This window comes from Cellvibrio sp. UBA7671 (assembly GCA_002483145.1).
GTDB classification, from domain to species: Bacteria; Pseudomonadota; Gammaproteobacteria; order Pseudomonadales; family Cellvibrionaceae; genus Cellvibrio; species Cellvibrio fibrivorans.
This window is the reverse complement of the sequence record DLHJ01000002.1, coordinates 203,491-228,305: the sequence shown is the minus strand read 5'-3', so window position 1 is coordinate 228,305 and position 24,815 is coordinate 203,491. Positions and strand designations below refer to the sequence as shown.

The following is a 24,815-nucleotide window of genomic DNA, read 5'->3' as shown; positions in this document are numbered from 1 at the left end:
CGCTTTAGAGTGTTTCAGACTGCTGGGATTGTGTTTGGGCAACCTTAAGCAAACCTTCACCAATCAAGGTAAAGCGCCAGCCCATTAAACGCGCAGGCAATTGGTACGCACCACCCTGCATGCCGGAGCGCACTAGATATTCGTAATCTTTTTTACGGATCAACACTTCCGGTGGCAATTGCGCCTGCTCTGCGTATTCACGCACATAATTTTTTAGCGCTTTCATCAGCGGCCCTTCGCTCTGCGCCAGTGGCGGTTCGAGGCGCGCAGGCCAACTCGATTCATCCAGCTCAAGCGCATCACGCACAATCTGTAAAATCGTTTCAGCATCGTTTTTCAATGTGCGCGAGGGAATATCCGGCACCTTGGACAGGTGCGGTATGTCCTGAATTTTTTTGCGCGCAATTTCCCACAGCGACGGCTCTTTGATTAAACGATTGCGCGGCAAGTCACGCGCGCGCGCTTCACGTTCACGCCAAATACACAGCTGTTTTAATATCGCCAATTCTTGCGGGCGCAATTTCCAAGCGAAACCGACTTTTTGGTAGGCATCGCTATAATCTTCAACTTTGCGTGCATTAGCCACCAAATCGGCACAATCGCTTTTTACCCACTCCAATCGCTCGCTGGTTTTAAGCAATTGCAGTAATTTTCCGTACACAATCAGCATATGCGCAACATCCAGAGCTGCGTATTTTAATTGTGCGACGCTGAGTGGGCGCTGCAACCAATCGGAGCGGGTTTCATCTTTGGGGATTTCAATGGTCAATAAATTTTTAACTAATCCCGAGTACCCCAAACTAAACCCCAACCCGGCAAATGCAGCGGCAATTTGGGTATCAAACAAAGGAGCGGGCACAACACCCAACCAACGCTGAAACACTTCCAGATCTTCCGAGCAGGAGTGCAATACTTTAGTTACCGATGTATCGAGCATTAACTCGCGCAGCGGCGCAAGGTTGCTGATCGTCAGCGGATCAATTAAATAGCAGCCTTTACCGTCGCCAATTTGCAGCAAGCCAGCGATAGGATAAAACGTATCGCTGCGCATAAACTCGGTATCTACAGCAATCGCCGCTTGTTTACGCCATACAGCGCACAACTCGGCCAATTGATCGTCTTGATCAATCCAGATAGGTTCACTCGGAATCAACATTAAAATTACAAACTTCTGCGAGAGGAAAAAGCGTGAGCGAGTGTTCCGCCGTCAATAAATTCCAACTCGCCACCGAGCGGAACACCATGAGCAATACGCGAAACAGTCACATTAAGATTTTTAGCGCGCTCACTAATATAATAAGCTGTCGCCTCACCTTCTACGGTGGGATTAGTTGCAAGAATTACCTCGGTAATCGGTTCTTGTTGCAACAAATTAATTAATTGATCAACACCAATATCTTCTGGCCCTATGCCATCAATCGGCGATAAATGCCCGAGCAATACAAAATATTTTCCTTGATAAGTTCCAGCCTGTTCAATCGCCAATACATCACCCGGCGTTTCAACGACACAAAGCAAACTGTTGTCGCGGCGATTATTCGCGCAAATCCCGCAATGTGTTTGCTCTGTGAGCGTGCGGCAACGCTGGCAGCGGCCAACACCTTCAATAGCCTTGTGCAAGCTCTGCGCGAGACGCTCAGCACCCGCGCGGTCGCGCTCTAATAAATGCAGCGCCATCCGCTGTGCGGATTTGGGGCCAACACCAGGCAAGCAGCGCAGAGAAGCCATAAGATCGTCGATTAGCGGGCTGAACATTCAATTTCCAAATTTTGTAGGGGCGCCGCTGGCTGCGCCCAGATGTTTTTGCGGTTTTTCGGGCGCAGCAAGCAGCGCCCCTACGATGTAAAAACGAGCAACATCACAAGAATCAAAACGGCATTTTGAAATCCGGCGGAATTCCCATACCAGCAGTCATTTTTGCCATCTGATCGCGATTTTGTGTTTCGATTTTACGCACTGCATCATTCACGGCAGCCGCCAATAAATCTTCCAACATTTCTTTGTCTTCAGTCATCAGGCTTGCATCAATCTGCACGCGCTTTACATCGTGACGACCAGTCATCACTACACTCACCAAACCAGCGCCAGCAGAGCCTGTGACTTCAGCTTTCGCCAAATCTTCCTGCATTTTTTGCATATTGGCCTGCATTTCCTGGGCCTGCTTCATCAAATCGCCAAGACCTTTCATAGCATCCTCTTTCGTAAATTAACTAAATAGATTAGACAGGTTGAATAGTTTCTTCGCGCAGGGTCGCGCCAAATTGCGCAATTAGTTGCTGCACAATAGGATCATTTTTTATCGCGCTAATCGCATCCTGCAAACGCTCTTCGCGCAATCGGATTGCCATCATCGATGGCGTTTCTGCAGTGATCTCACCCAATTGAATATGCGCACGCACCGGCTCGACAAAATAATCGCTGAGTAAATCCGCGAGGCGCTTTTCGTGACTGGTGTCGTAAAGGGTGCTATTGGCTTTATCCAATACAAAATAAAAATCATTGCCCTGGCGATTGATCATCTGACAATTCGCCACAGTGCTTTGCAAAATGCCGGTTACGCCCAACCCTAAATAAATTTCTGTCCAATCGGCAGGGCTCGCCTGTTCGTAGGGTACCTTGCGCAGGGTTTTGGAGGCTGGAACTTTAATCGGCTCCGCAGGGGCTATTGCGGCGGGCACCGCTACTGAAACCGCCGCTGCTGCTACCGGCGGCTGAGCCGCCTCAGGCTTTTTTGGTTCGTTTACCTCGGGCACGGCAGTAGCCGGGGCTTCGTAATATGCAGGCGCCGGCTCGTATTCATCTTCTGCGGCGGGGACATAATCATCATCAGGCCCATTCCCGTAAGAGCCCTCGAATACAGGCGGCTCTGGACTTGTCGGTGCTGGCTGTATGACCGGCGCAGGAGTGTCTGCTACAGATGGGGAAGTCATTACCGCCGGTACGGGGGCCGTTACGGAAACCGGTGCAGCAACTGGAACAGCGGCGGGCGCAGCATTCGCGGCAACAACATTTGCCACGGCAACAGGCGCCAGGGCTGCGGGCTTAATCGGCGTCGTCGATTGCGGCAAAGCCTGCGTCGGAACCTCCATCACACCCTGAGGCTTAAATGCCAACATGCGCAGCAGAACCATTTCAAATCCGGCACGGGGATCGGGAGCTAAGGGTAAATCGCGACGACCTAATAACGCGGTTTGATAAAAGAGTTGTACATCTTCCGATGGTAATTGCTGCGCGAGTTGCATGATGCGCTCACGATCACCATGGCTGTTATCCACCGCTTCAGGCAAGGCCTGTGCGATTGCAATGCGATGCAACACCGCCAACATTTCCGCCAGTGCACTGGCGTAATCCGGTGCTTGCTCGGACATGCGCTCCACCGCCGCCAACACCGCGCGGCCATCAAGCGAAGCCAGTGCATTGACAATATCGTAGACCGCCGTTTGGTCGATGGTGCCGAGCATGGTGCTGACTTCAGCTTCGGTAATTTTGCCTGAGCCGTAAGCAATAGCCTGATCAGTCAAGCTCATGGCATCGCGCATACTACCATCGGCGGCGCGGCCGAGATGCCAAAGCGCTGATTCTTCAAACGGCACCAATTCCTCGTTCAGCACAAATTTCAGATGCTGAACGATACGCTCGGGGTTCATATTTTTGAGATTAAATTGCAAGCAGCGCGACAAAATCGTCATGGGCAATTTTTGCGGGTCGGTCGTCGCCAGCAAAAATTTTACATGCGGCGGTGGCTCCTCCAACGTTTTCAGCAGCGCGTTAAAACTACTGTTGGAAAGCATATGTACTTCGTCGATCAGGTAGACCTTGTAGCGACCGCGAGTCGGCGCGTACTGGACATTTTCCAGCAGCTCGCGGGTATCTTCTACTTTGGTGCGCGAGGCCGCATCCACTTCGATCAAATCGACAAAACGGCCTTCGGCAATTTCGCGGCAACTGGAACATTGGCCGCAGGGTTCAGAGCTAACACCAGTTTCGCAGTTCAGGCACTTGGCCAAAATCCGTGCGATGGTGGTTTTACCCACACCGCGCGTACCAGTAAATAGATAGGCATGATGCAGACGATTGTGATCCAGTGCATTAATCAACGCCTGCAGGACATGCTCCTGCCCAACCATTTCGCGGAACACACGCGGGCGCCACTTGCGCGCCAGAACTTGATAGCTCATGCCGATTGCTGCTCTCTATTCAAAAGGGGGCGGATTGCCAAAAACAGGGCGCGATTATAGCGGCCAATGGCGGAAATAGACACCAACTCAAATCGATGAAAATCGGATGGAATCGCTATAGCCAGCAGTGTTTGAGGCACCCAGAGATGCAAAGGGAACCAGAAGGAAAACAATAGGAAAGAAAATTGGAGGTGACCTAACCAGCCACACCCCGGCACATAACTTACTGCTACCGTTGCTCCCTTCCGGGCCTGGCGGGGTTTACAGATCGTCATTGCGAGGGGACCGGCTAGATCACCATTGCAGCTTGCTAATAACATCACCCCAAGACAGAGGCGGCCAGCACAAGAGGCGCGCATTATCATCACTTTGCATTGCCAATGCAAGGCGCAATTTTGTAGTTTTCGAGCAATAGGGCTAGAGCAATCGCTTGTTAATGAAAGATTTTATTGCTGTGGCGCCCATTGCAATTCCCTTTTTCGCCACGATCAACTAGGCTTCATGCAGTGTTTTTCTATGACAAAAAAACCACAACAAATCCATCCCCACCGTTCAGGAGTATTTCAATGGCAACAGTCACCCTCAAAGGAAACCCATTCAACACCAATGGCAATTTGCCCGCTGCAGGCAGCAAAGCGCCAGCGTTCAAACTGGTTAAGACAGATTTATCAGAGGTTTCCTCAGCGGATCTCGCTGGCAAACGTGTGGTACTGAATATTTTCCCCAGCGTTGACACTCCTACTTGTGCGCAATCTGTACGCACTTTCAATGCCCAGGCCAGCGCACTGGATAACACTGTAGTCGTTTGTGCATCGCAGGACTTGCCCTTTGCGCTCGCACGCTTCTGCGGTGCTGAAGGCTTGGATAAAGTCATCCCCGCCTCGGCGTTCCGCTCCAACTTCGCTGCTGATTACGGCGTAAAACTGGTTGACGGCCCGCTGACTGGCTTAACTGCACGCGCGGTTGTCGTGCTGGATACCGAAGGCAAAGTGTTGCACACCGAGCTGGTAAGTGAAGTAGCGCATGAACCTAATTACGATGCGGCACTAAAAGCACTGGCGTGATCGTCGTTACGCATTTTTATTGATCAATAACGCCAGCAACTATGCTGGCGTTGTTTTACTCACCCTATCGCCCAATCATAAAGCCCTGCCAAAAACTGCTATCAATAACTATTTTTTATTTCCAAACACTCTGAAAAATACCGCCATTTTTTCTTGCCTGCCAATGCCCGTGCATAGACGATGCCTATACTCAAGCTCATAGACGCTAAAACGAGCGAGAAGCAATCTTACAAGGGAGAAAATGCAGGATGTCCTTTCAGGAAGAGCCCGGGAGTGCCAATCAACCGAGTTACATAAGGGAACTGTTGGACGCAGTGCCCGCAGGCATTATTGTCACCCATCAGGACGGCCGCATCAGCTACCTGAATGCAGAGGCCGAACGATTATTTGGTTACGCCCGCAATGAGTTAATCAATCAGAGCATTGATTTATTGCTCCCTGACCGCTTCAATCACAACCATGCACAATTGCGTCAAAGCTACATCAACAACCCTTCTACACGTTACATGGGTGCGGGCCGTGATCTATATGGCAAACGTAAGGACAACAGTGAATTCCCTCTCGAAATAGGCCTGCGTTCGCTAACCGCCGACAATGAACAACTTATTGTTGCTACCATCGTCAACATCACCCGCCGAAAACAATTGGAAGAGCGGCTGGCAAAAGTCATTGACGCCTCCCCCTATGGACAGTTATTGGTTGATGAGAAGGGCATCATTCAATTAATCAATCCCAGCTTGCTACAGCTTTTTGGTTACAACAAAGAAGAATTGCTGGGTAAATCCATGGATATCCTATTACCCGAACGCTATCGGGCTGGCCATGAAAAATTGCGCTTGGGCTATGTACAAAAGCCCAGTTTACGCCCAATGGGACTCGGCCGGGATCTGACCGGACGCCACAAAAGCGGAACCGAAATTCCTATCGAAATTGGTTTAAGCCCGGTAGAAAGCGATGCAGGAAATTTAACGCTCGCGGTTGTCACCGATATTTCCGAGCGTAAACGGCTGGAGTTAAATCTCAAACAAGCTAATGCGCACCTTGAAGAATTTACTTACGTTGCCTCGCACGATTTGAAATCACCACTGCGCGGCATTAGCGATTTGGTGGAATGGATTAGTGAAGATTTGGGCGCAATCACACCCGAGCCCATCGCTAAAAACATCGAACGCATTAAGCTGCGCATTGGCCGGATGGAACGTTTAATTGATGATCTATTGTTGTACGCGCGCGCGGGCAAGCGCGCCAAGGAATCGGCAGCAGTTGATGTATATTCATTGATTGCTGACATTATTGAAATGCATCCCATTCCCGCTAACTTTCAAATCTTGCAAGACATCCGTATCAGCGAAATTTATGCTGCAAAAATTCCGCTGGAAACGGTATTGCGCAATTTATTTAACAATGCGTTAAAACATCACAGCGGCATCAACCCCACCATTACCATCAGCGCCGAAGCCAGTGGTAGCTATTGTTTATTCAAAGTGATCGATAATGGGCCTGGCATCCCTAAAGCAGCACAGGAGCGTGTATTTCGCCTTTTTCAAACGCTTGGCAACAATGAAACCAGTGGTAGCGGTATAGGTTTGGCGCTAGCCAAGCGTCTCACTGAAAGCCACGGTGGACAAATTGAACTAATCAGCACGAGTGATAATAAAGGCTGCAGCTTTCATGTGTGGTGGCCGCGATTTGCGAGGAAAGATATTGATGAATAGCCCGACCAAAGTGAATATTTTATTAGTAGATGACGATGATGTCGCCGCTGAATCTGTAGTACGTAGCCTGCGAAAGCACGCCATGGATTTTCCGGTGACACTTGCACGCGATGGCATTGAAGCGCTGGAAATATTGCGCCACACCCACCCTGATTTAAGCATTGAGAAGCCCTACTTAATATTGCTGGATCTCAATATGCCGCGCATGAATGGTTTTGAGTTCCTACAAGAAGCGCGCAGCGATAAAAATTTACACGATTCAATCATCTTTGTACTAACTACATCAGATTTCGAATCCGACAAGTCCCGCGCTTACCATGAAAATATTGCTGGCTACATGGTTAAATCTGCCGTCGGCCCACAATTCGCCAAATTAGCTGCATTGCTGGACAATTACCGCAGCACAGTTTCGCTGCCCGCTTAATACCGTCGGCATGGAAAGAGGTAAAGGCAATGATGCTCGATAACATTTCAGATAAACCTATCAATATTCTACTGGTAGAAGATGATGATGTTGACCTTGAAAAAATACTTCGTTTATTGCATAAGGCCTTACTCAAATTAACCATAGTAGAAGCCTCTTCTGCTGCCGAAACCATGGAGCTTATCAATAATCAACAATTTGATTGTGCCATTCTCGATTACCAACTAAAAGATGCGATGGCTTCAGAATTAATAAGGAAAATCCAAAATCATAAAAGCGCACCAACTCCTATCATTATGATCAGCGGGAACAGCGATGAACGTGTTATTGCTGATCTGATGCGCGATGGTGTATTTGATTATTTACCCAAACGTCATTTGGATGCAGGACAATTAACTGACACCTTGAGCGCAAGCCTGAAATGGGCAGAATCCGAACGTCTACTGAAAGAAGATCGTTTAAGGTTCAATCAACTCGCAGAGGGGTTGCCGCAATTGGCATGGACTTGTTTACCCGATGGGCGCTGCGACTTCTTAAATCGCCGCTGGTGTGACTACACAGGTATAAGTGAACAAGAGCAATTGGGTTATGGATGGCTCAATCAACTTCACCCGGATGATCGCGACCCCTTGCAACAAGCATGGACCAAAGCCGTTATTAGCGGCAGTGAAATGTATACGATGTTTCGCATTCGCCGTTACGATGGCGAGTACCGTTGGTTTGACACGCGCGCGGTTCCGCAAAAAAATGATAAAGGTGAAATTATTCGTTGGCTGGGTAGCAACACCGACATCACCGACATTGAATTAACACGACAAGCCCTTGCCAATAGCGAACAACTATTTCACACCGCTTTTGATTACGCACCACTGGGCATGATGATGGTCAATCTGGATGGCACCACTATTCAAGCTAACCCGGCGCTGCGCCAACTGCTGGGTTACGAGAGCTCGCCCAATTCATCGGCTATGCCGGGGCTGTTGGCATTAGTCCATCCGGAAGATTTGAGCAACACTCAGTTCCAATTAGAAAAATTACGCATTGAAAAACTGGCGTTTGCTCAATACGAAACACGCCTGCTCGCGGAAGACGGACACTCCGTTCCAGTATTGATTAGTTTGGCATTCATTAACAAAGTCGCCGGTGAACCCTGTTACCTGCTACAAATTTATGACCTCTCCGAACGCAAACGCTACGAATTGCAATTAATTAAATTAGCACATTTTGATCCACTAACCGGGTTGGGCAATCGAGCCAAACTGCATGAGGAAATTGAATTTTTAATTCAAAAATCTCGCCGCAACTCTGCTCCCTTTGGTGTTCTTTTTGGCGACCTTGATCACTTTAAACAAATTAACGACGGCCTCGGGCATGAAGCTGGCGATCTACTATTAAAAACCGTAGCGCGCCGCCTACAAAAAGCATTACGCCATGAGGACAGTATTTGCCGATTGGGGGGTGATGAATTTGTCGTTCTCTTGCATGACGTCACCAAATTTGAAGCCGTCGTCACTGTGGCAGAAAAACTGATAAAAAAAATTAATAAACCCATTCGCCTCGGCAATAACAAAGTCCACGTGGGCATGAGTTTTGGTATTGCACTCTACCCCACCGATGGTGATGATGCCAAAACCCTGTTGCGCAATGCTGACAGCGCACTCTACGACGCTAAAGGCAAAGGGCGCGGCTGCTGTCAGTTGTACCGCAAAGAGCTTACTGAATATGTCCATAATCGTCTGCGGATGGACACTGATTTGCGCAAAGCAATTAACAACGACGAGTTTGAACTTTATTATCAGCCTATTATCAATTTGCAAACGCAGCAGATTGTATCGGCGGAAGCGCTGTTGCGCTGGCATCACCCGACACGCGGAATGATTCCACCCAACGACTTTATTCCCTATGCGCAAGAGAGCGGCCTGATTTCACCTATCGGTGAATGGGTGATTCAGCAAGCATGCAGACAAGCAGCTGAATGGCACAACAATGGCTTTCCACTATCAGTATCGATAAATGTTTCTGTCCGACAATTTGAGCAGCATAATTTATTGCAATTATTTTCCCAGGCACTAACGGAGACCAAGCTGACCGCAGAAAAATTGGTTATCGAGATTACCGAACAAATGTTTTTGGAAAATACCGAAAGCAACTTGAAACAAATCAGCGAACTTAAAAGTATTGGTATCAATATATCGCTGGATGATTTTGGTGTTGGCTATTCATCACTCGGTTATATAGTGCGCTTTGCGCCCCAGTATTTAAAAATCGACCGCTCATTTGTAAGCAGGATAGGTGAAGCTAACGAGCACGATGAAATGGTGAATGCAATTATCGGATTAAGTAAAATTATTCCGATGAAAATTGTGGGCGAAGGTATAGAAGAAGAAAGCCAGCGCGATTTTTTAGCCAGCCGCGGCTGCGATCTGGGCCAGGGTTATTTATTTTCGCGCCCACTACCACAAGATAAATTCATAGAATTATTGCGCAACCGCACTCGCTAATTAATTTGTACCACGCCTTGTAAATGATTAAGGCAATGCGCTTTTGCCAATTGCAAAAATTCCTGCACAAATGGCGACATCAAGTGTTCTTCACGAACCGCCGCATAGAGCGTCGGCCAAACACCTGCTTTTCCTGCCGAACGTACACTGATTAATCCTTGCGCTACATACTCGGCCAATACCCAATTAGGTAAAGCACACACACCACGGCCACTGGCAACCAACTGCACCATCATCAAGGTCAATTCCGACGTGCGCACCGCTTTGGGTTCAACACCAGCAGGTTCCAGAAATTGCTTGAACACATCCAGCCTATTGCGCGCAACCGGATAACTAATCAGCGTTTGGTCTGCTAAATCCTGCGGCTGCAAAAAAGTTTTTTCAATTAGTGTGTGATTATTCGCAAGCGCGATTTGCATTTCGTAACCAAATAGCGGCACATATTCGACGCCTTTAATGGGTTGCGGATCAGAGGTGATCACCAAATCAATATCTCCCTGCGCCAACGCAGGCAGTGGTTCAAAGGTAAATCCACCGGAAAAATCCAGCTCAATACCTGGCCACTGATTGCGGTAAATATCAATTGTCGGCATCAACCAGTTAAAACAACTGTGGCATTCAATCGCCATATATAAACGTCCCGCTTCACCGTGCACGAGTTTTTTGACATCGCGTTCGGCTTCGCTGACCTTGGCGATGACTTCATCGGCCAACATCAAAATACGCTTACCCGCCTCACTAAACCGCAATGGGCGGCTTTTGCGGATAAACAGCTCGCATTCCAAACGCGATTCCAATTCCTTGAGCTGGTGTGAAAGCGCAGATTGAGTGAGGAACAAACGCTCAGCCGCCTCCACCAAACTGCCCGTTTCCCGCAGTGCAATCAAGGTTTTCAGATGGCGGATTTCAATCATAGCGATGTGCTCCGTAGGTTGCTGGTGAGCTTGCGAACTGCAACGTTTGTCGATTGGGGTTCCTGTGGTTCGGCTAATTGGTCGTGTTGCGGTTCGCTCCTCAGTCTGCGCGACCCGCCACAACCCACACAAAAACATTAATATTATTCATGTTAAACCTGAAAATTACCAGTTTGATTCATATTAACCACTAAGAAACAATAGGTTCACTTGCCAGTGCATAAAGTTATACGAATCGAAAAGGGTAATTTCACATGACTCAAAACATCACCACCCATAATCTGGGTTTTCCCCGCATCGGCGGCGACCGTGAACTTAAGAAGGCACAAGAAGCCTACTGGCGCGGCGAGATAGACCAGGCGCAACTGGAGCACATCGGTCGCGAGCTGCGTAATATTCATTGGCAGTTGCAGGCCGATGCCGGTTTGGATCTTATCCCCACTGGCGATTTCGCCTGGTACGATCAGGTCCTGACCCTCTCGGCCACAATCGGTAATATCCCGGCGCGCCATCGTAAAACCGCAAAACCTGGCCACACACATGCGCATGATGACGACCAACACTGCTGCGCACATCTCAGCCATGATGTGAATGAATTTAACCCGGCACCTTGCCGTGATATCGATTTGGACACGTTGTTCCGTGTCGCTCGCGGCCGTGCGCCCACCGGTAATGCGACAACTGCTTCGGATATGACCAAATGGTTTGATACCAATTATCACTATCTGGTACCGGAATTTCACCAGAGCCAGCAATTTCAACTAAGTTGGACACAGATTATTGATGAGACTGCCGAAGCCATCGCTTTAGGTTACAAGGTAAAACCGGTAATTCTTGGGCCGCTCAGTTATTTATTCTTAGGAAAAGAAAAAGGCGCGGCGTTTGACCGTTTTGATTTGCTGGATAATCTCTTACCTGCTTATCAACAATTGCTCACTGCACTCTCGCAATCTGGGGCGACCTGGGTACAAGTTGATGAGCCCATTTTAGTATTAGATTTGCCCGAAAAATGGCAACGCGCGTTTGAATCGGTGTACAACCGTTTACAACACCGCAAATTAAAAGTGCTGCTAGCCACCTATTTCGGTGCACTGGGTGAAAATTTATCAACTGCAGTCAACTTACCTGTTGCCGGATTGCACATAGATGTCGTGCGTGCACCGGAACAACTACTCGCAGTAGTTGATCGTTTACCTGCACATAAAATTCTGTCGGTCGGCGTCGTCGATGGCCGCAATATATGGCGCAATGATTTAGCGAAATCGCTCAATCTATTAAAACAAGCGCGAGAGCGTTTGGGTGATCGCTTGTGGGTCGCACCTTCATGTTCGCTGCTGCACTCACCGGTGAATTTGGAGCGTGAAGAAAAACTGCCGCAGGATATTAAAAGCTGGCTTGCATTTGCAAAACAAAAAGTGCAGGAAGTGGTCACCTTAAAAACACTACTGACACGTCCGTTTGACGCAATCGCACAGGAATTTTTGGCTGCCAGTGTAGCAGCGGCACACGCGCGCTTGAACTCCCCAAAAATTCACAACCCTGAAGTGCAAGCGCGCCTGAAAGCCATCAAGCCAGAACACACACAACGCAGTTCGGTATTTGCAGAGCGCATCGCCAAACAACAAGCAATTCTGCAATTACCTGCATTCCCTACCACCACCATTGGTTCCTTCCCGCAAACAGAACATATTCGCCAAACGCGTAGCGAGTTCAAGCAAGGAAAAATTAATTCTGTGGAATACGAAAACCGTATCCGTCAGGAAATTGCAGATTGCATTGCGAAACAGGAACAGTTGGATATTGATGTGCTCGTGCACGGTGAAGCCGAGCGCAACGACATGGTGGAATATTTTGGCGAGCAATTAAACGGCTACGTATTTACCCAATTTGGCTGGGTGCAAAGTTATGGTTCGCGCTGCGTAAAACCGCCGATTATTTTTGGCGATGTATCACGCCCAGCCCCCATCACTGTGAGCTGGGCGCGCTATGCACAATCGCTCAGTAAAAAACCGGTAAAAGGCATGCTCACCGGCCCTATCACTATGTTGTTCTGGTCATTTGTGCGCGACGACCAACCGCGCGCAACTACTGCGCTACAACTTGCATTAGCGCTACGCGATGAAGTTGTCGATTTGGAAAGCGCAGGAATCCGAGTCATCCAAATTGATGAACCGGCAATTCGCGAAGGTTTGCCGCTGCGCGAAAAAGATCGCAAGGAATATCTGGATTGGGCAGTTAAAGCCTTCCGTATTTCCGCCAGTGGCGTGCAGGATGAAACACAAATCCACACTCATATGTGCTACTCGGAATTCAATGACATCATAAAAGCGATTGCAGACATGGATGCGGATGTCATCACCATTGAAACCTCGCGTTCCGATGGCGAATTGCTGCAAGCGTTTGAGCAATTCAATTACCCGAATGATATTGGGCCGGGAGTTTACGATATTCACTCACCGAATATTCCCGACATTCAGGCGATGGTGAATTTACTGAAACGCGCCGCACGTGAAATCCCGGTAGAGCGTTTATGGGTGAATCCGGATTGCGGTTTAAAAACGCGCCGCTGGCCGGAAACTGAAGCAGCGCTGGCGCGCATGGTAGAAGCGGCAAAAATTTTGCGTGTGGAATACAACACTGGTGCATCTGCCAAAACCAACAAAACAGCAGAACTTGCTTAACACTTAACCCCTGCTCAAGGATGAGCCTTTTTATTTTTTTTGCTAACTTAAAACTGGCTCACCATTGCCAATGCAGACCTATACTCGCCTCACGCCCGCGATTGGGCACACCACCGACTAATCCAGTACCCTGCGATGGCGTGAAATAATTTTTATCCGATAAGTTTTTTATCGCGAATGCCAAGGTAGTTTTTGCATCTACCGCATAACGCACCTGAGTGTTGAAGTACCAATAAGAATCCAATGTTGCGCGCTGGCTACTGGTCAGTTGGTATTGGCGTTCGCCTTGATAAATTGCCGATAGATTCCAATTCCAGCGATCACGCTGATAATTCACACCTAATGAACCCAAGCTGTCGGCTTCACGAAAAAAAGCGTCGGGCAATTCATGAAATTTGCTTACATGACCACGTAGCATCCATTGAGAATTGAGCTGCCACTCAAATCGTGCCCCACTGCCATATATTTTTTGGCCGGCGCCATTGACATATGTTCGTGTCGCACCAACAAAACCTGTGCTAATCGGTTTTTCATATTGATTGTGGTTCAACGTCATTCCCAAAGTGAGCTGTTTCCAAGTACCAACCCACAGCAATTCGCTGGATTTAACCGTTTCACTTTCCAAATCGGGATTGCCTATTAAAAACTGGTTATTCTGTAAATCGGTTTCGCCAAACGTTGGCGCACGAAAAGCTTCACTGTAGAGCAATTTGAGCGTGTGATGCTCATCCAGTTGATGAACCACTCCAAGGCGCGGACTAACATGGGCTTCCAGAAATTCGTAATGATCATAACGAAGCCCGGCCGTTAAACGCGTATCATCGCGTAACTGATACAACCATTGCGTGTAAATCCCGGTCAAATCGCGCGACCGCTCCCGTCCCACAACAGTTTCACTGGTCAATTCGCCGTAGTAGTTCACCGGATATTCGCGCTGGACCCATTGCAGCAAATCGTAATTGTTGTAGGAGCGCGCCTTAATTTCGCGTTGATGTTGCCACTCCATCCCAAACTGCATGCTAAGCAATGCGTTGATATCCAAATCGTTAGCGACATTAAACCGGTAAGCTTCGCTGGCCAAAACACCCTTGGTTAGCAGAGGTGCGTCGCTGGAAGGGGTACTGATTACACTTAATGCTCCGGCCGGCAAAAGAGTTCCCATCAATTCTTGCTGAGCTTTTTCATGGCTGAGCGCCAGATTTATTTTCCAGTTTTCGCTCGGACTTAACTGGTGATCAAAACGCAAATGCTTGAAAGTTTGCCAATAATTATTAAATCCATTGTTTATTTTTTCCAGCACATAAAAATCACTGGCTTCTTGCTCGGAATAAAACGCTTGTATGCGGCTATTGCGGTACTGGACATTCCAGTCTAACAACATTTCCCGGTGGGGATCACGCGTCGTCTGGGACCCAATTTGATACTGCTGTCCACTGTCCTGTGCCAAGCGCCCATAAAAGTGGGTTTGCCAATGACCTAGCTGGTAGGAGAGATTAATATCGGCATTACGCTTTTGATTTTCCCCCACCCCCAACGTCACCTGATTAACTTGTTTGCGGCTGGTGATGCTGATCACGCCGGTGAACGCCCCGGAACCATAAATCGCCGATGCGGGACCACGAATAATTTCCACCTGTTCGATATTAGCGATGGGGTAAAGATGTATAGCACCCTCGATGCTGCCCGAACGGGGATCGGTAAACGCACGACCGTCCACCAGAAGCATAACCTCGCGCGACTGGCCACTTTGGCGACGGCCACGAATACTGAATGAATAGCTAAAAGGGCCATCGGCGGCGCGGCTGGTTTGGAAACCAGGCACCAGACTGAGAAGCTCATGCAAATAATCCAGACCCAATGCATCCAATTGGGAACGCGTAAAAACCGTCGTTGCTGACGGTACTGTTTTAATTGACTCTGCGCGTAACGTTGATGAGGTGATATCGACTTGTAGCAACTGCTCCAGGTTCATATCCAGCAAGTTGCCCGGATTGGCCCAAACAGATTGAGTCACTAGCACAACACCCGGCAACATCAGACGAAGGAGACGGAGCATTGCGGGGGCTCGTTTAAACATGATTAAAACCGCCACTCAACTTCAGCACTAAGTTCACGGCCGCGATTGGGAATTCCATCGACTTTCCCCAAACTCTGGGCGGGTGTTGCGGCTTCTTCGTTGGTGATATTTTTTACTTGCAGCTTCAGCTCGTAACCGGCAGAGAATTGATAGCGCCACTGGGTGTTGAGCATCCAAAAATCATCCAGCGTTTGCTCGCTCGTTGGGGTAATAGGTGTTTGGCGTTCGTCCTGATAAAAGCCTAACAAATTCCAGTTCCATTTTTCAGCAGCGTAATTTATTTCAAATGAACCGGTGCGCGCAGCTTCGCGAAATGCGCTCGCAGGTAAATCCATGTAGGTATAAGTCGAGCGCAATGACCAATGGGTGGATAACTCCTGCGCCCACTCAACCTCCACCCCTTGGCTCTTTTCCTCAGGACCGTTCCGGTAAGTACGCGCAGCGCCCACAAATACAGTTTCAATGGGATGCTCATAACGATTTTCAAACACCCCCACACTGAGATTAGTCGCCTTCCAATTGCCCATCAGGATCATGTCCCAGGTTTTTACAATTTCGTGGTTTAGATCCGGGTTACCGAATAGCAGCGGATTATTGATCAACCCGATTTCCGCCAACGTAGGCGCACGAAACGCTTCGCCATAAAGCAGTTTGAGGCTGTACGTCTGATTTAGTTGCTCCACTAAACCCAAGCGCGGGCTAAAACGCCCAGCCAACTCTGTAAAGTCATCATAGCGCCCCCCCAGAGTGAGGCGGGTGGACTCACGCAGGTCGCGCAGGTATTGGACAAAAAAACCGACGTTGCTCTGCGACGCCTCAGTACCTATAGGAAAAACCTTGCCCTCATCACCATAAAACGCGACGGGGAATTGCCCGTGACTAAGCTGGATCAAATCAAAATTGCCGCGCGCGCTGGCTCTGATTTCTTCATGCTGCGCCCACTGCACACCCCATTGCGCGCTGGATTGATCATCAATCGCCCAATCATTACTGAACGTGAAGCGCCAACTTTCGCCCGCCAAACCAGCATCCCCCCGGAAAGGCTCAGCGCTAGGTGGATTGCTGTAGTTAGCTAAAAACCCCGGGGCAGTAACATACAATTTAAAGTCATAGGAAAATTGCTGGTAGCTCAATACCACCTGCGATTGGGTATCAGGAAGCCATTTAAAACTCTGATCAAACGCGATATGCCATAGCTCCCGCTCATTGGCATTGAAGCCATTGGCGGTATTCTCAGATTGGTAAAAATCCTCAGTTTCCGCACGGTTGTATGACAGGCTGATACCGGTGTTGCCCTGCTTGAGCGCCAAATCTACGGCGAGTTGCTGGCGCGGATCGCTAGTGGTGATGGGCTGGCCACTGAAGCTGTCGCGCAGGGTAAATTGCTCGCCATTGTCCTTATAGGCATGAATGAAGAAGTCAGACTCCCAGCCACCAACTGATTGTGACCAAAATCCTTCCAGTTGACGCCGCTGCTGCGAGCCGTACGCCAACGCGAGAGATTTTTGCTGCTTGCGCGTGATGACATTAATAACGCCGGTAAACGCAGAACTGCCGTACAAAGCTGAACCTGGCCCGCGAATCACTTCCAAGCGCTCGATACGCGCCAGCGGGTAAAGTGGCAAGGTGATATCCGGACTGCCGGCGCGTGGGTCATTCACCACTTTGCCGTCGATCAATAGCATCACTTCCAGCGACTGCTGGGTAGTCCGCCTGCCGCGCGCGCTGTAGGTATATGCTAATCCGTTACTGGCATTGCGGTTGAATTGGAAACCGGGTACCAGGTTAAGTAGTTCATAAAGGTAATCCATCCCCAAGCGGTCAATCTGCTCACGGGTAAATATCGATACGGCTGCCGGTACGGTTTTGAGAGTTTCTTCAGTCAGAGTGGAGCCGGTGACGGGTACATGAAGCAGCTGTTCAAGGCTGAGGTCGAGATAGGCGAGATCTTCATCGGCATGACTGCCATTAGTGAGCAGGCATAACAAGACCAACACTATGATCGGTGGCAAGTCTTTCGAATTCCTGATCGGCATAACACCTCCTCCCCCCCTCGCCTGGCAGCGGTGGTGAGTTGATGGCTACCAGCGCCAGTCCAGCCCTATTCCCCACTCACGGCCTCGATTGGGAACACCCCCCATAATCCCCGCCCCCTGCGGCGGGCTTGCGTAGTCCTCATCCATAAGGTTTTTGATTGTTAGTTTGATTCGTGTGTCTTTAACCAATTGGTAACTTAGCTGACTATTGGCTAACCAGTAGCCTGCCAAACGCTCTCGTTGGCTGGCGGTGCGCAGGTAGTCCCGCTCGCCTTGATAATTGAACGAAAGGTTCCAGTTCCACACACCCTTGTGGTAGTTAAGTATATATGCTGCCAGCCGATCTGCCTCCGCGAAGGCGGAATCGGGCAGATCGGTAAAACGGGTTAGGCTCAGGCGCATTAACCAGCTTTCGCCAATTTGGTGTTTGATATCCAGTGAAGCACCTGCACTCCGCTGATCGCTACTGTTGATGTATGAGCGTGCGCCTATATCATCCAATCCCGAGATAATCGGATCTTCATAGCGATTAAAAAAGCCGGCCAGATTGGTGCTGGTGTTTTGCCACATTCCCACCCAAACCAGATTCCAGGTTTTGACCAATTCGTGGTTAAGCTCCGGGTTACCACGAATGAACGGATTATTAGTCAACCGCGTCTCGGCAAATGAGGGGGCACGAAACGCCTCGCCGTACAGTAGCTTCAGGCTGTGATATTCGTTGAGCTGGTGTACCAGGCCCAAACGCGGACTGGGGTGATCACCAATCTCCTCGTAGTGGTCGTACCGGATGCCCAATGTCAAGCGGGTATCAAACCCGAGTTCTTGCAACCACTGGGCATAGGCACTGGCTGTATCGCGGCGGGCGGCGCTCTCGACTACCGTGAAGTTGTCAAAATTACCGTAATAATCCACTGGAAACTGCCGTTTAACTATCTGCTCCAGATTGAAATTGGTGTAGGCCTTGGCATCAATCTCTTTCGCGCGCAGCCCCTCAAGGCCAAATTGGATACTGCCGTCGTCGCTCAGTGAAAGATCATTTGCCAGGGCGAGTTTATGCGCCTCAGCAAAGAAATTAACTTTGGTGAGCACTGGATCTCCGCTGGCCGGTTGGCTGACCGATGTTAGTGCACCTGCAGGTGACAAAAGCGCATGTAGATCCTGATCGTCGCTCTGGTAGTGATAACTCAATTTGGTCTGCAAGTTGGGACGCAGGTGAAATTCCTGTTCAAGGCTAAAGTGGCGATACTGCGGCTGGAAATGATTGAACTCGTTGTACACTTTTTCAAGCACATAGAAATCATCTGCAGTCAGGCGAAACCACGCAACTTGAACACGGGTATGGCGATAGGCCAAGCCTAAATCCAACCCCAGTTCCTGACGCGGGTCGCTGGTATGTGCACCGTTCGCCAAGCGATAATCCTGCCCTTGATCTTCATAGGCATGGGCAAAGAGATTCAATTGCCAATCATCCTGCGAATGGTTTACCTGCAAATCGGCCTTGCGTCTTTGGTCGCTGCCGGTGGCAACACTGAGCGATTTACCGCCACGGCGACTCACGATATTAATTACGCCAGTGAATGCACCGGAACCATAAATGGCTGATCCGGGGCCCTGAATGACTTCCACCCGCTCAATATTCGCCAGCGGGAACAATGCAAAAGCACTGTCGGCTCCGCTAGAGCGGGGGTCAACGAATAACCTGCCATCCACTACCAGCGCGATTTCGCGCGCGCGGCTACCGGTGCGCCGACCGCTCGTGCTAAACGTGTAATTCAGCGGATTATCAGCGACCCGGTTAACCTGAAAACCTGGCACCAGGCGCACCAGCTCAAACAAATAATCCAGCCCGAGAGTATCCAACTGCTCACGGGTAAACACAGTGACAACCGAGGGCACGGTTTTGAGGGATTCATCACGCAGGGTTACGCCCGTTACCTTGACCTCCAGCAACTGCTCCAGATCCATCTCCAAATAATCCGCCCCACGTGCCATCATCGACATGACACCAGTGGCCGCCAAAAGCCATATCGATAGACGATGCGCGCTCATATCAAGATGCCAACCACTGCGTCAACCAAGCCTCAAACTGTGCAGGTGGCAAAGGTTTGGAAAAGTGGTAGCCCTGCATCAACCTGCAACCCTGGCTGGCGAGCAGAGCTACCTCTTCCGCTGTTTCCACCCCCTCGGCAATCGTCTCCATTCCCAGCGATTCAGCGAGGCGGATAATGGACGTTACGATCGCGAGCGAAGCGCCATCTGTCTGCATATCACGTACAAAGGATTGGTCGATCTTGAGGATATTCACCGGCAGGCGACGCAGGTAATTAAGGCAGGAAAAACCGGTGCCGAAGTCGTCGATGGCAATGCGGTAGCCCAGATCACGGAAGGCTTGCAACACCTGGATCGACACCTCCATGTCACTCATCAACATGGATTCGGTCAACTCCAATTCAAGCGCACTGGGTTGGGTACCCGCTTGCGCCAACAGCCCCTGCACTTCTGCTAAAAAACCCGCCTGATGGAATTGCAGCGCAGAGATATTCACGCTCACTATCAAATCGGAAAAGCCTGCCTGATGCCAGGCGTTGACTTGCCGCGCCGCTTCGGCAATAACCCATGCCCCCAAGGGGATGATCAAACCTATCTCTTCCGCCAAGGGGATGAAGTGGTTGGGCGGCACCAACCCGCGCTCGGGGTGACGCCAACGCAACAGCGCCTCGGCGCCGTAAAGTGTTTTACTGCCCGCCACAATTTGCGGTTGGTAGTGCAATTCAAACTGCCCCTGCTCCAGCGCCGAGCGCAGGTCATATTCCAACTTCAAGCGATCCAGCGTGCGTGCATTCAACACCGGGGTGTAGAACTGATAGTTGTTGCGCCCCTTCTCTTTGGCGAGATACATAGCGGCGTCGGCATTTTTGATCAGCGTACTGGGAGTTTCGCCATCATCCGGGTAAACCGCAATCCCGATACTCGGGCTCAAGTGCAGCGGCATATCTTCCAGAATGTAAGGTAACAGCAATTCTTCGCGCAATTTGATCGCTACTTCAGCGAGGCTGCGTTCATCGCGCACACGCGGGAGCAGCACCACAAATTCGTCGCCACCCAAACGCGCAACAGTATCGTCGGTGCGCACCGCAGCACTTAAACGCGCGGCAGTCTGGCGCAAAATCTGGTCGCCCGCTGCGTGGCCTAGCGAATCATTAATATTTTTAAAGCGGTCGAGATCGATAAATAAAATTCCGACTTTTTCGCCACGCCGTTTGGCGGTATTGATCGCCATTTCCAACCGGTCATTGAGCAGCGCGCGGTTGGGCAATTCAGTCAGGCTGTCGTGATGGGCGAGGAAGTCGATCCGCTCGCGGGATTTTTTCCGCTCGGAAATATCGCTGAAAATGGCGATGTAATTTTCCGGCTGGCCGTCGGCATTCAGCACCTGGCTGATCGAATACCAGGTCGGAAACTTTTCGCCATTCTTGCGTTTGTTAATCAGCTCGCCCTGCCAGTAACCACGTTCCTTAAGAATATGTACAAGGTTGCGGAAAAAACTGTGTGAGTGCAGCCGGGTGCCGACCGTTGCGGTATCCACCCCCAGCACTTCCTCTTCTGTGTAGCCCATGATTTTTTCATAGGTCTTGTTGACCAAAATAATATTCAGATGCGCATCGGTAATCAGGATCGCCTCATTGCTGCCCTCAAATACCTTGGCCCATAACCGCAGCTCAGCCTCCTGTTGTTTGCGCTGGGTGATATCGCGGATCACCATCACCACCTCATCCCGCTCACGCAGAATCACCCGTGCCTCCCAGGTGCGCTGTTTTTTCTGCGCTTGCGACCATTCAAACTCGACCAACTGTTCACCTTTACCCGCAAACACCCGGCGGATTTGCGGAGCCAGGATCCGGTATACCGGGCCAGGTAAATGACCTTCACCTGTTGTAGGGTCATAAACGACCCACTCTTCCATCTCGTTCACGTAAGTGCCGACTTGCATATCAATCACATGGCCATCACGGTCTATGCGCAGAATAATGTCGGGGATGCCCGCGAGCAGTGCGCGCATCTTGCCTTCACTGATACTGGCCTCGTTAAGTGCTTGTTTGGCGCGCAAAATAAATTGGATGCGGTAGGGCAAGGTGCCCCAACTAACCGGTTTGGTAATAAAGTCGGTTGCACCGGATTCATAGGCTTGATGGATGGAATTGATGTCATCCAACCCGGTTACCATCGCGATTGGCAAATCGCGCCCGCGCGGATGGGCGAGAAATTCACGGCACAGGCTGTAGCCATCTCCGTCGGGCAAGAGCACATCGAGCAAGACAATATCGGGGATACGCTCGGCAAATCGCTCGCGAGCACTGGCGCAGTCGGCCGCTTCCAACACCTGATAACCCGCCCGCTCCAAGGTGATGCTGGTGGTCAGGCGCGCGGCTTCATCGTCCTCGACGACCAACACCAACGCTCCGGCTCCTGAATCAGGCGATGCGATGCCTGTCGATGTTAATTCTTTCACTCGCCTTGCTCCCTTCGCTCCAGTTCAACTAGCCCCTGTAGCGATAAACCATAAAGTGTTTGGATGCTATGCAGCTGTTGCTCAGCCTGATCCAGATCACCCTGACGCGCCTTGGACTCGCAGTCGCGGCAAGCTGCTGCCAACTCCACCAAACCGAGGTTGGCAGCACTGTTTTTAAAATTGTGCGCCGTTTTATAAAGCAGGTCTGCATCGCGCTGAGCCACCGCCATTTCAAGTTGGGCGAGCAATGGAGGGCTGCTGCTGCGGAATAAACCAATAATGCGTGGCAACAACCCTTCGCGCAGTTCACGCAGTTGGCGAATGACTTGCTGATCAATTTCAATTGATGGAGCCTGTGCCGGAGCGGCAAATTGCGTTTTTATTGGAGTAACTGCAGCAAGTGCAGCAACCGTTTCAGGCTGGGCTCTGCGCGTTGGTAGCCAGCGCGCCAATAACTCGTGCAACTGCTCCTGTGCGAAGGGTTTGCTGAGGTAATCATCCATACCGAGCGCGAGGCAGTGTTCGCGGTCACCACTAATGGCGTTGGCAGTAAGCGCAATAATCGGTATGGCCGCCAAACCCAATTCAGCTTCGCGCTGGCGGATACTGGCGGTTGCCTCAAAGCCATCCATGATCGGCATTTGACAGTCCATCAATACCAGATCAAAACTTTCCAGTTGCAATAAATCGATCGCCTCCTGGCCGTTGTTGGCAATTTTCATGCTCACGCCCACACGCTGCAGCATGGCAGTGGCCACCTCTTGATTGACTGGATTGTCTTCCGCCAACAATACCCGCCCTGTTAGTTTCGCCAGTGCTGCGGTGCTGACAACCGGCTCAAAGCTGTGGAATTTTCGGGTTAAATCACCGGCAATGACTTGCGCAATCAGGTTGTGCAACTCCGATTGGCGCACCGGTTTCAACAGCAGTGGCGCGCGCTCTGCCACTTCAGGGCGCGCTGCCATGCCCGCCGAACTCAATACGATAATTGCCATGTTGTTAAAACGGGCATCGGCAGCGAGCGCATCCAGCAATTGCCCGCCATCCATATCCGGCATACACCAGTCAGTCAGCATCAATTCAAACGGGGTACCCGCCTGCGCCTGCTGCCGTAGGAGCGTCAAGGCTTCGGGTGCTGAAGCTGCTAGCAGCGGCGCCATCCCCCAGGATTTGAGCCAGTATTCAAGGATTTCTCGGTTGGTGGGGTTGTCGTCCACGATCAAGGTATGCAACTTGCCAAAACCAGCGACCAATTGGTAATCGCGGGGGTCGTTTACTTTTTGCAGGTTGAGTTGAAAATGGAAGTAACTTCCCTTGCCTGCATCACTCTGCAAACCTATTTCGCCACCCATCATTTGGGTAAGACGCTGGGAAATCGTCAGCCCCAAGCCGGTGCCACCGTATCTGCGCGCCATGGAAGAGTCGGCTTGGGTAAAGGATTGGAACAAGCGTGCCTGTTGTTCAGGGTTGATGCCAATACCGGTGTCGCGCACACCAAACTCCAGTTGCACCATGCCATCGCGCTCGGCAATCAGTTGGATATCGATTTCCACTTCACCGGCTTCGGTAAATTTGATCGCGTTGCTCAACAAGTTAGTGAGGATTTGCCCCAAACGCGCCGAGTCACCTACGACCGAGAGCGGTGGCAAAGGTGTTTTGCACAGCAATTCCAGCTTTTTGCCTTGGGCTATAGGGGCGTAGCGCTCGGCAATATCTTCTACTAACAAATTTAGCTGGAAGGGGCGATATTCAAGCTCGAGCTTGCCCGCCTCAATTTTGGAGAAGTCGAGAATATCGTTAATGATCAGCAGCAGATCTTCACTGGAGCGGCGTGCAACACGGGCGAAACGTTTTTGTTTGGCATCCAGCTCTGTATCCATCAACAGGCCGGTCATACCCATGATGCCATTGAGCGGTGTGCGAATTTCATGGCTCATGACCGCCAGGAATTCACTTTTGGCTTTGCTCGCTGCCTCGGCTTGTTCCCGCGCCGTTTGCAGCTCAATAGTGCGCGCCAGTACACGCTGTTCCAATAACTCCTGATTAAGGCGCAGCTCGCTGTCTTGTGCCTCGATACGGTCGAGCATGGCATTAAAGCGGCGGGTAAGCCGGCCGACTTCGTCCTCCACCGCAGGTTCGGGTGCACGCTCCTGATATTGGCCTTCGCGGCCAATTTTTTGCGCCAGTTCGCTGAGGTTGCCCAAGGGGCGAAGGACTGACGAGATCAACGCCCAGGTAAGCAATCCACAAACTAACAAGGCGACTACCGCAATCGCCAACACCCATATGATCTGGCCATAAAATTGGGTGCGCAGTGGTTCAAGGGTTACATCCAACTCCAATTGCCCGAGATGCTCGCCCTCCCAAAACACCTTGGCGGTAATCTGTTCGTCTTTGGAGAGGTGTATATCCTGCGGCACCTGGTATTGCGCCAGCAATTGATGATCTTTGAGATGCAGGCGCGCCGCCAATACTTTGGGCTCGACGCGCAGGGCAGCAAGGGTTTGCTGGGCAGCATCGGTATCGATAAACATACTCGGTGCGGCCAGATTGAGCGCTGTCGCTTCCGCCAGGATCTGCAATTGGTTGTTCACCTGATTGCAGATGTAGTTGTACTGCTGCCAGGTACTCGCCAACGCCGCTCCCAATACCGCAATGCTGGTCAGCAGCATCGCCAATAAGCTGATTTTGCGTGCAAGAGAGACGTTGCGCATC

15 protein-coding genes and 1 other RNA gene are annotated in these 24,815 nt (G+C 50.4%); 5 read left to right on the top strand and 11 right to left on the bottom strand.

Annotated features, from left to right (window positions below; all coding sequences use genetic code 11):
- Positions 1–4: 4 nt before the first annotated feature.
- From rnd to ffs, 5 genes are all read right to left on the bottom strand, one after another.
- A complete protein-coding gene (gene rnd, locus B4E62_RS01420; protein ID WP_331350774.1) occupies positions 5–1,156 on the bottom strand; it encodes a ribonuclease D in 1,152 nt (383 codons plus the stop codon).
- Positions 1,157–1,161: 5 nt separating this feature from the next.
- Positions 1,162–1,755 (bottom strand): recombination mediator RecR, encoded by a 594-nt coding sequence (recR, locus tag B4E62_RS01415; protein ID WP_331350773.1) that lies wholly within the window; start codon positions 1,753–1,755, stop codon positions 1,162–1,164.
- 112 nt (positions 1,756–1,867) lie between these two features.
- The gene (locus B4E62_RS01410) at positions 1,868–2,188 is read right to left on the bottom strand and encodes a YbaB/EbfC family nucleoid-associated protein (RefSeq protein WP_310071974.1); all 321 of its coding nucleotides are present in this window, start codon (positions 2,186–2,188) and stop codon (positions 1,868–1,870) included.
- Between the two features lie 31 nt (positions 2,189–2,219).
- Entirely contained in the window at positions 2,220–4,178 is a 1,959-nt protein-coding gene (dnaX, locus tag B4E62_RS01405; RefSeq protein WP_331350772.1) for a DNA polymerase III subunit gamma/tau, read from the bottom strand.
- A 195-nt stretch (positions 4,179–4,373) separates the two neighbouring features.
- Positions 4,374–4,469, bottom strand: an RNA gene (gene ffs / locus B4E62_RS01400) — signal recognition particle sRNA small type.
- A gap of 275 nt (positions 4,470–4,744) precedes the next feature.
- On the opposite strand from ffs, the gene tpx reads away from it, so the two are divergent.
- The 4 genes from tpx (at position 4,745) to B4E62_RS01380 (ending at position 9,882) form a co-directional block, all read left to right on the top strand.
- Positions 4,745–5,242, top strand: coding sequence for a thiol peroxidase (gene tpx, locus B4E62_RS01395; RefSeq protein WP_310071968.1), 498 nt, complete (start codon positions 4,745–4,747; stop codon positions 5,240–5,242).
- 248 nt (positions 5,243–5,490) lie between these two features.
- Positions 5,491–6,957: a PAS domain-containing sensor histidine kinase gene (locus B4E62_RS01390; RefSeq protein ID WP_331350771.1), complete on the top strand. Its 1,467-nt coding sequence runs from the start codon at positions 5,491–5,493 to the stop codon at positions 6,955–6,957.
- Complete coding sequence (locus B4E62_RS01385; RefSeq protein WP_310071965.1) at positions 6,950–7,381, top strand: response regulator; 432 nt, start codon at positions 6,950–6,952, stop codon at positions 7,379–7,381. The genes B4E62_RS01390 and B4E62_RS01385 overlap by 8 nt, the downstream gene beginning before the upstream one ends.
- A gap of 29 nt (positions 7,382–7,410) precedes the next feature.
- Entirely contained in the window at positions 7,411–9,882 is a 2,472-nt protein-coding gene (locus B4E62_RS01380; RefSeq protein WP_331350770.1) for a two-component system response regulator, read from the top strand.
- Here B4E62_RS01380 and B4E62_RS01375 read toward each other — a convergent pair.
- A complete protein-coding gene (locus B4E62_RS01375) occupies positions 9,879–10,796 on the bottom strand; it encodes a LysR family transcriptional regulator (RefSeq protein WP_310071961.1) in 918 nt (305 codons plus the stop codon). The two genes, B4E62_RS01380 and B4E62_RS01375, sit on opposite strands and share 4 nt — an antisense overlap.
- A gap of 254 nt (positions 10,797–11,050) precedes the next feature.
- Here B4E62_RS01375 and metE point away from each other — a divergent pair, with 254 nt between their 5' ends.
- Entirely contained in the window at positions 11,051–13,477 is a 2,427-nt protein-coding gene (metE, locus tag B4E62_RS01370) for a 5-methyltetrahydropteroyltriglutamate--homocysteine S-methyltransferase (RefSeq protein ID WP_331350769.1), read from the top strand.
- 58 nt (positions 13,478–13,535) lie between these two features.
- Here metE and B4E62_RS01365 read toward each other — a convergent pair whose 3' ends face one another.
- Genes B4E62_RS01365 through B4E62_RS01345 form a run of 5 tightly spaced genes read right to left on the bottom strand, consistent with a single transcriptional unit; the run spans position 13,536 to position 24,814 of the window.
- Entirely contained in the window at positions 13,536–15,533 is a 1,998-nt protein-coding gene (locus B4E62_RS01365; RefSeq protein WP_331350768.1) for a TonB-dependent receptor plug domain-containing protein, read from the bottom strand.
- Between the two features lie 23 nt (positions 15,534–15,556).
- Complete coding sequence (locus B4E62_RS01360) at positions 15,557–17,590, bottom strand: TonB-dependent receptor (protein WP_331350767.1); 2,034 nt, start codon at positions 17,588–17,590, stop codon at positions 15,557–15,559.
- A gap of 45 nt (positions 17,591–17,635) precedes the next feature.
- Positions 17,636–19,639 (bottom strand): TonB-dependent receptor, encoded by a 2,004-nt coding sequence (locus B4E62_RS01355; protein ID WP_331350766.1) that lies wholly within the window; start codon positions 19,637–19,639, stop codon positions 17,636–17,638.
- 1 nt (position 19,640) lies between these two features.
- Positions 19,641–22,100 carry an EAL domain-containing protein gene (locus tag B4E62_RS01350; protein WP_331350765.1) on the bottom strand — a complete coding sequence of 820 codons (2,460 nt, stop codon included), beginning with the start codon at positions 22,098–22,100 and terminating at the stop codon, positions 19,641–19,643.
- Complete coding sequence (locus tag B4E62_RS01345; RefSeq protein ID WP_310071946.1) at positions 22,097–24,814, bottom strand: response regulator; 2,718 nt, start codon at positions 24,812–24,814, stop codon at positions 22,097–22,099. Before B4E62_RS01345 ends, B4E62_RS01350 begins: the two co-directional genes overlap by 4 nt.
- Between the last annotated feature and the right edge of the window lies 1 nt (position 24,815).

Coding starts and splice junctions, on each gene's coding strand:
- rnd (WP_331350774.1), bottom strand. CDS start 1,156: ATGTTGATTCCGAGTGAACCTATCTGGATTGATCAAGACGATCAATTG.
- recR (WP_331350773.1), bottom strand. CDS start 1,755: ATGTTCAGCCCGCTAATCGACGATCTTATGGCTTCTCTGCGCTGCTTG.
- B4E62_RS01410 (WP_310071974.1), bottom strand. CDS start 2,188: ATGAAAGGTCTTGGCGATTTGATGAAGCAGGCCCAGGAAATGCAGGCC.
- dnaX (WP_331350772.1), bottom strand. CDS start 4,178: ATGAGCTATCAAGTTCTGGCGCGCAAGTGGCGCCCGCGTGTGTTCCGC.
- tpx (WP_310071968.1), top strand. CDS start 4,745: ATGGCAACAGTCACCCTCAAAGGAAACCCATTCAACACCAATGGCAAT.
- B4E62_RS01390 (WP_331350771.1), top strand. CDS start 5,491: ATGTCCTTTCAGGAAGAGCCCGGGAGTGCCAATCAACCGAGTTACATA.
- B4E62_RS01385 (WP_310071965.1), top strand. CDS start 6,950: ATGAATAGCCCGACCAAAGTGAATATTTTATTAGTAGATGACGATGAT.
- B4E62_RS01380 (WP_331350770.1), top strand. CDS start 7,411: ATGATGCTCGATAACATTTCAGATAAACCTATCAATATTCTACTGGTA.
- B4E62_RS01375 (WP_310071961.1), bottom strand. CDS start 10,796: ATGATTGAAATCCGCCATCTGAAAACCTTGATTGCACTGCGGGAAACG.
- metE (WP_331350769.1), top strand. CDS start 11,051: ATGACTCAAAACATCACCACCCATAATCTGGGTTTTCCCCGCATCGGC.
- B4E62_RS01365 (WP_331350768.1), bottom strand. CDS start 15,533: ATGCTCCGTCTCCTTCGTCTGATGTTGCCGGGTGTTGTGCTAGTGACT.
- B4E62_RS01360 (WP_331350767.1), bottom strand. CDS start 17,590: ATGCCGATCAGGAATTCGAAAGACTTGCCACCGATCATAGTGTTGGTC.
- B4E62_RS01355 (WP_331350766.1), bottom strand. CDS start 19,639: ATGAGCGCGCATCGTCTATCGATATGGCTTTTGGCGGCCACTGGTGTC.
- B4E62_RS01345 (WP_310071946.1), bottom strand. CDS start 24,814: ATGCGCAACGTCTCTCTTGCACGCAAAATCAGCTTATTGGCGATGCTG.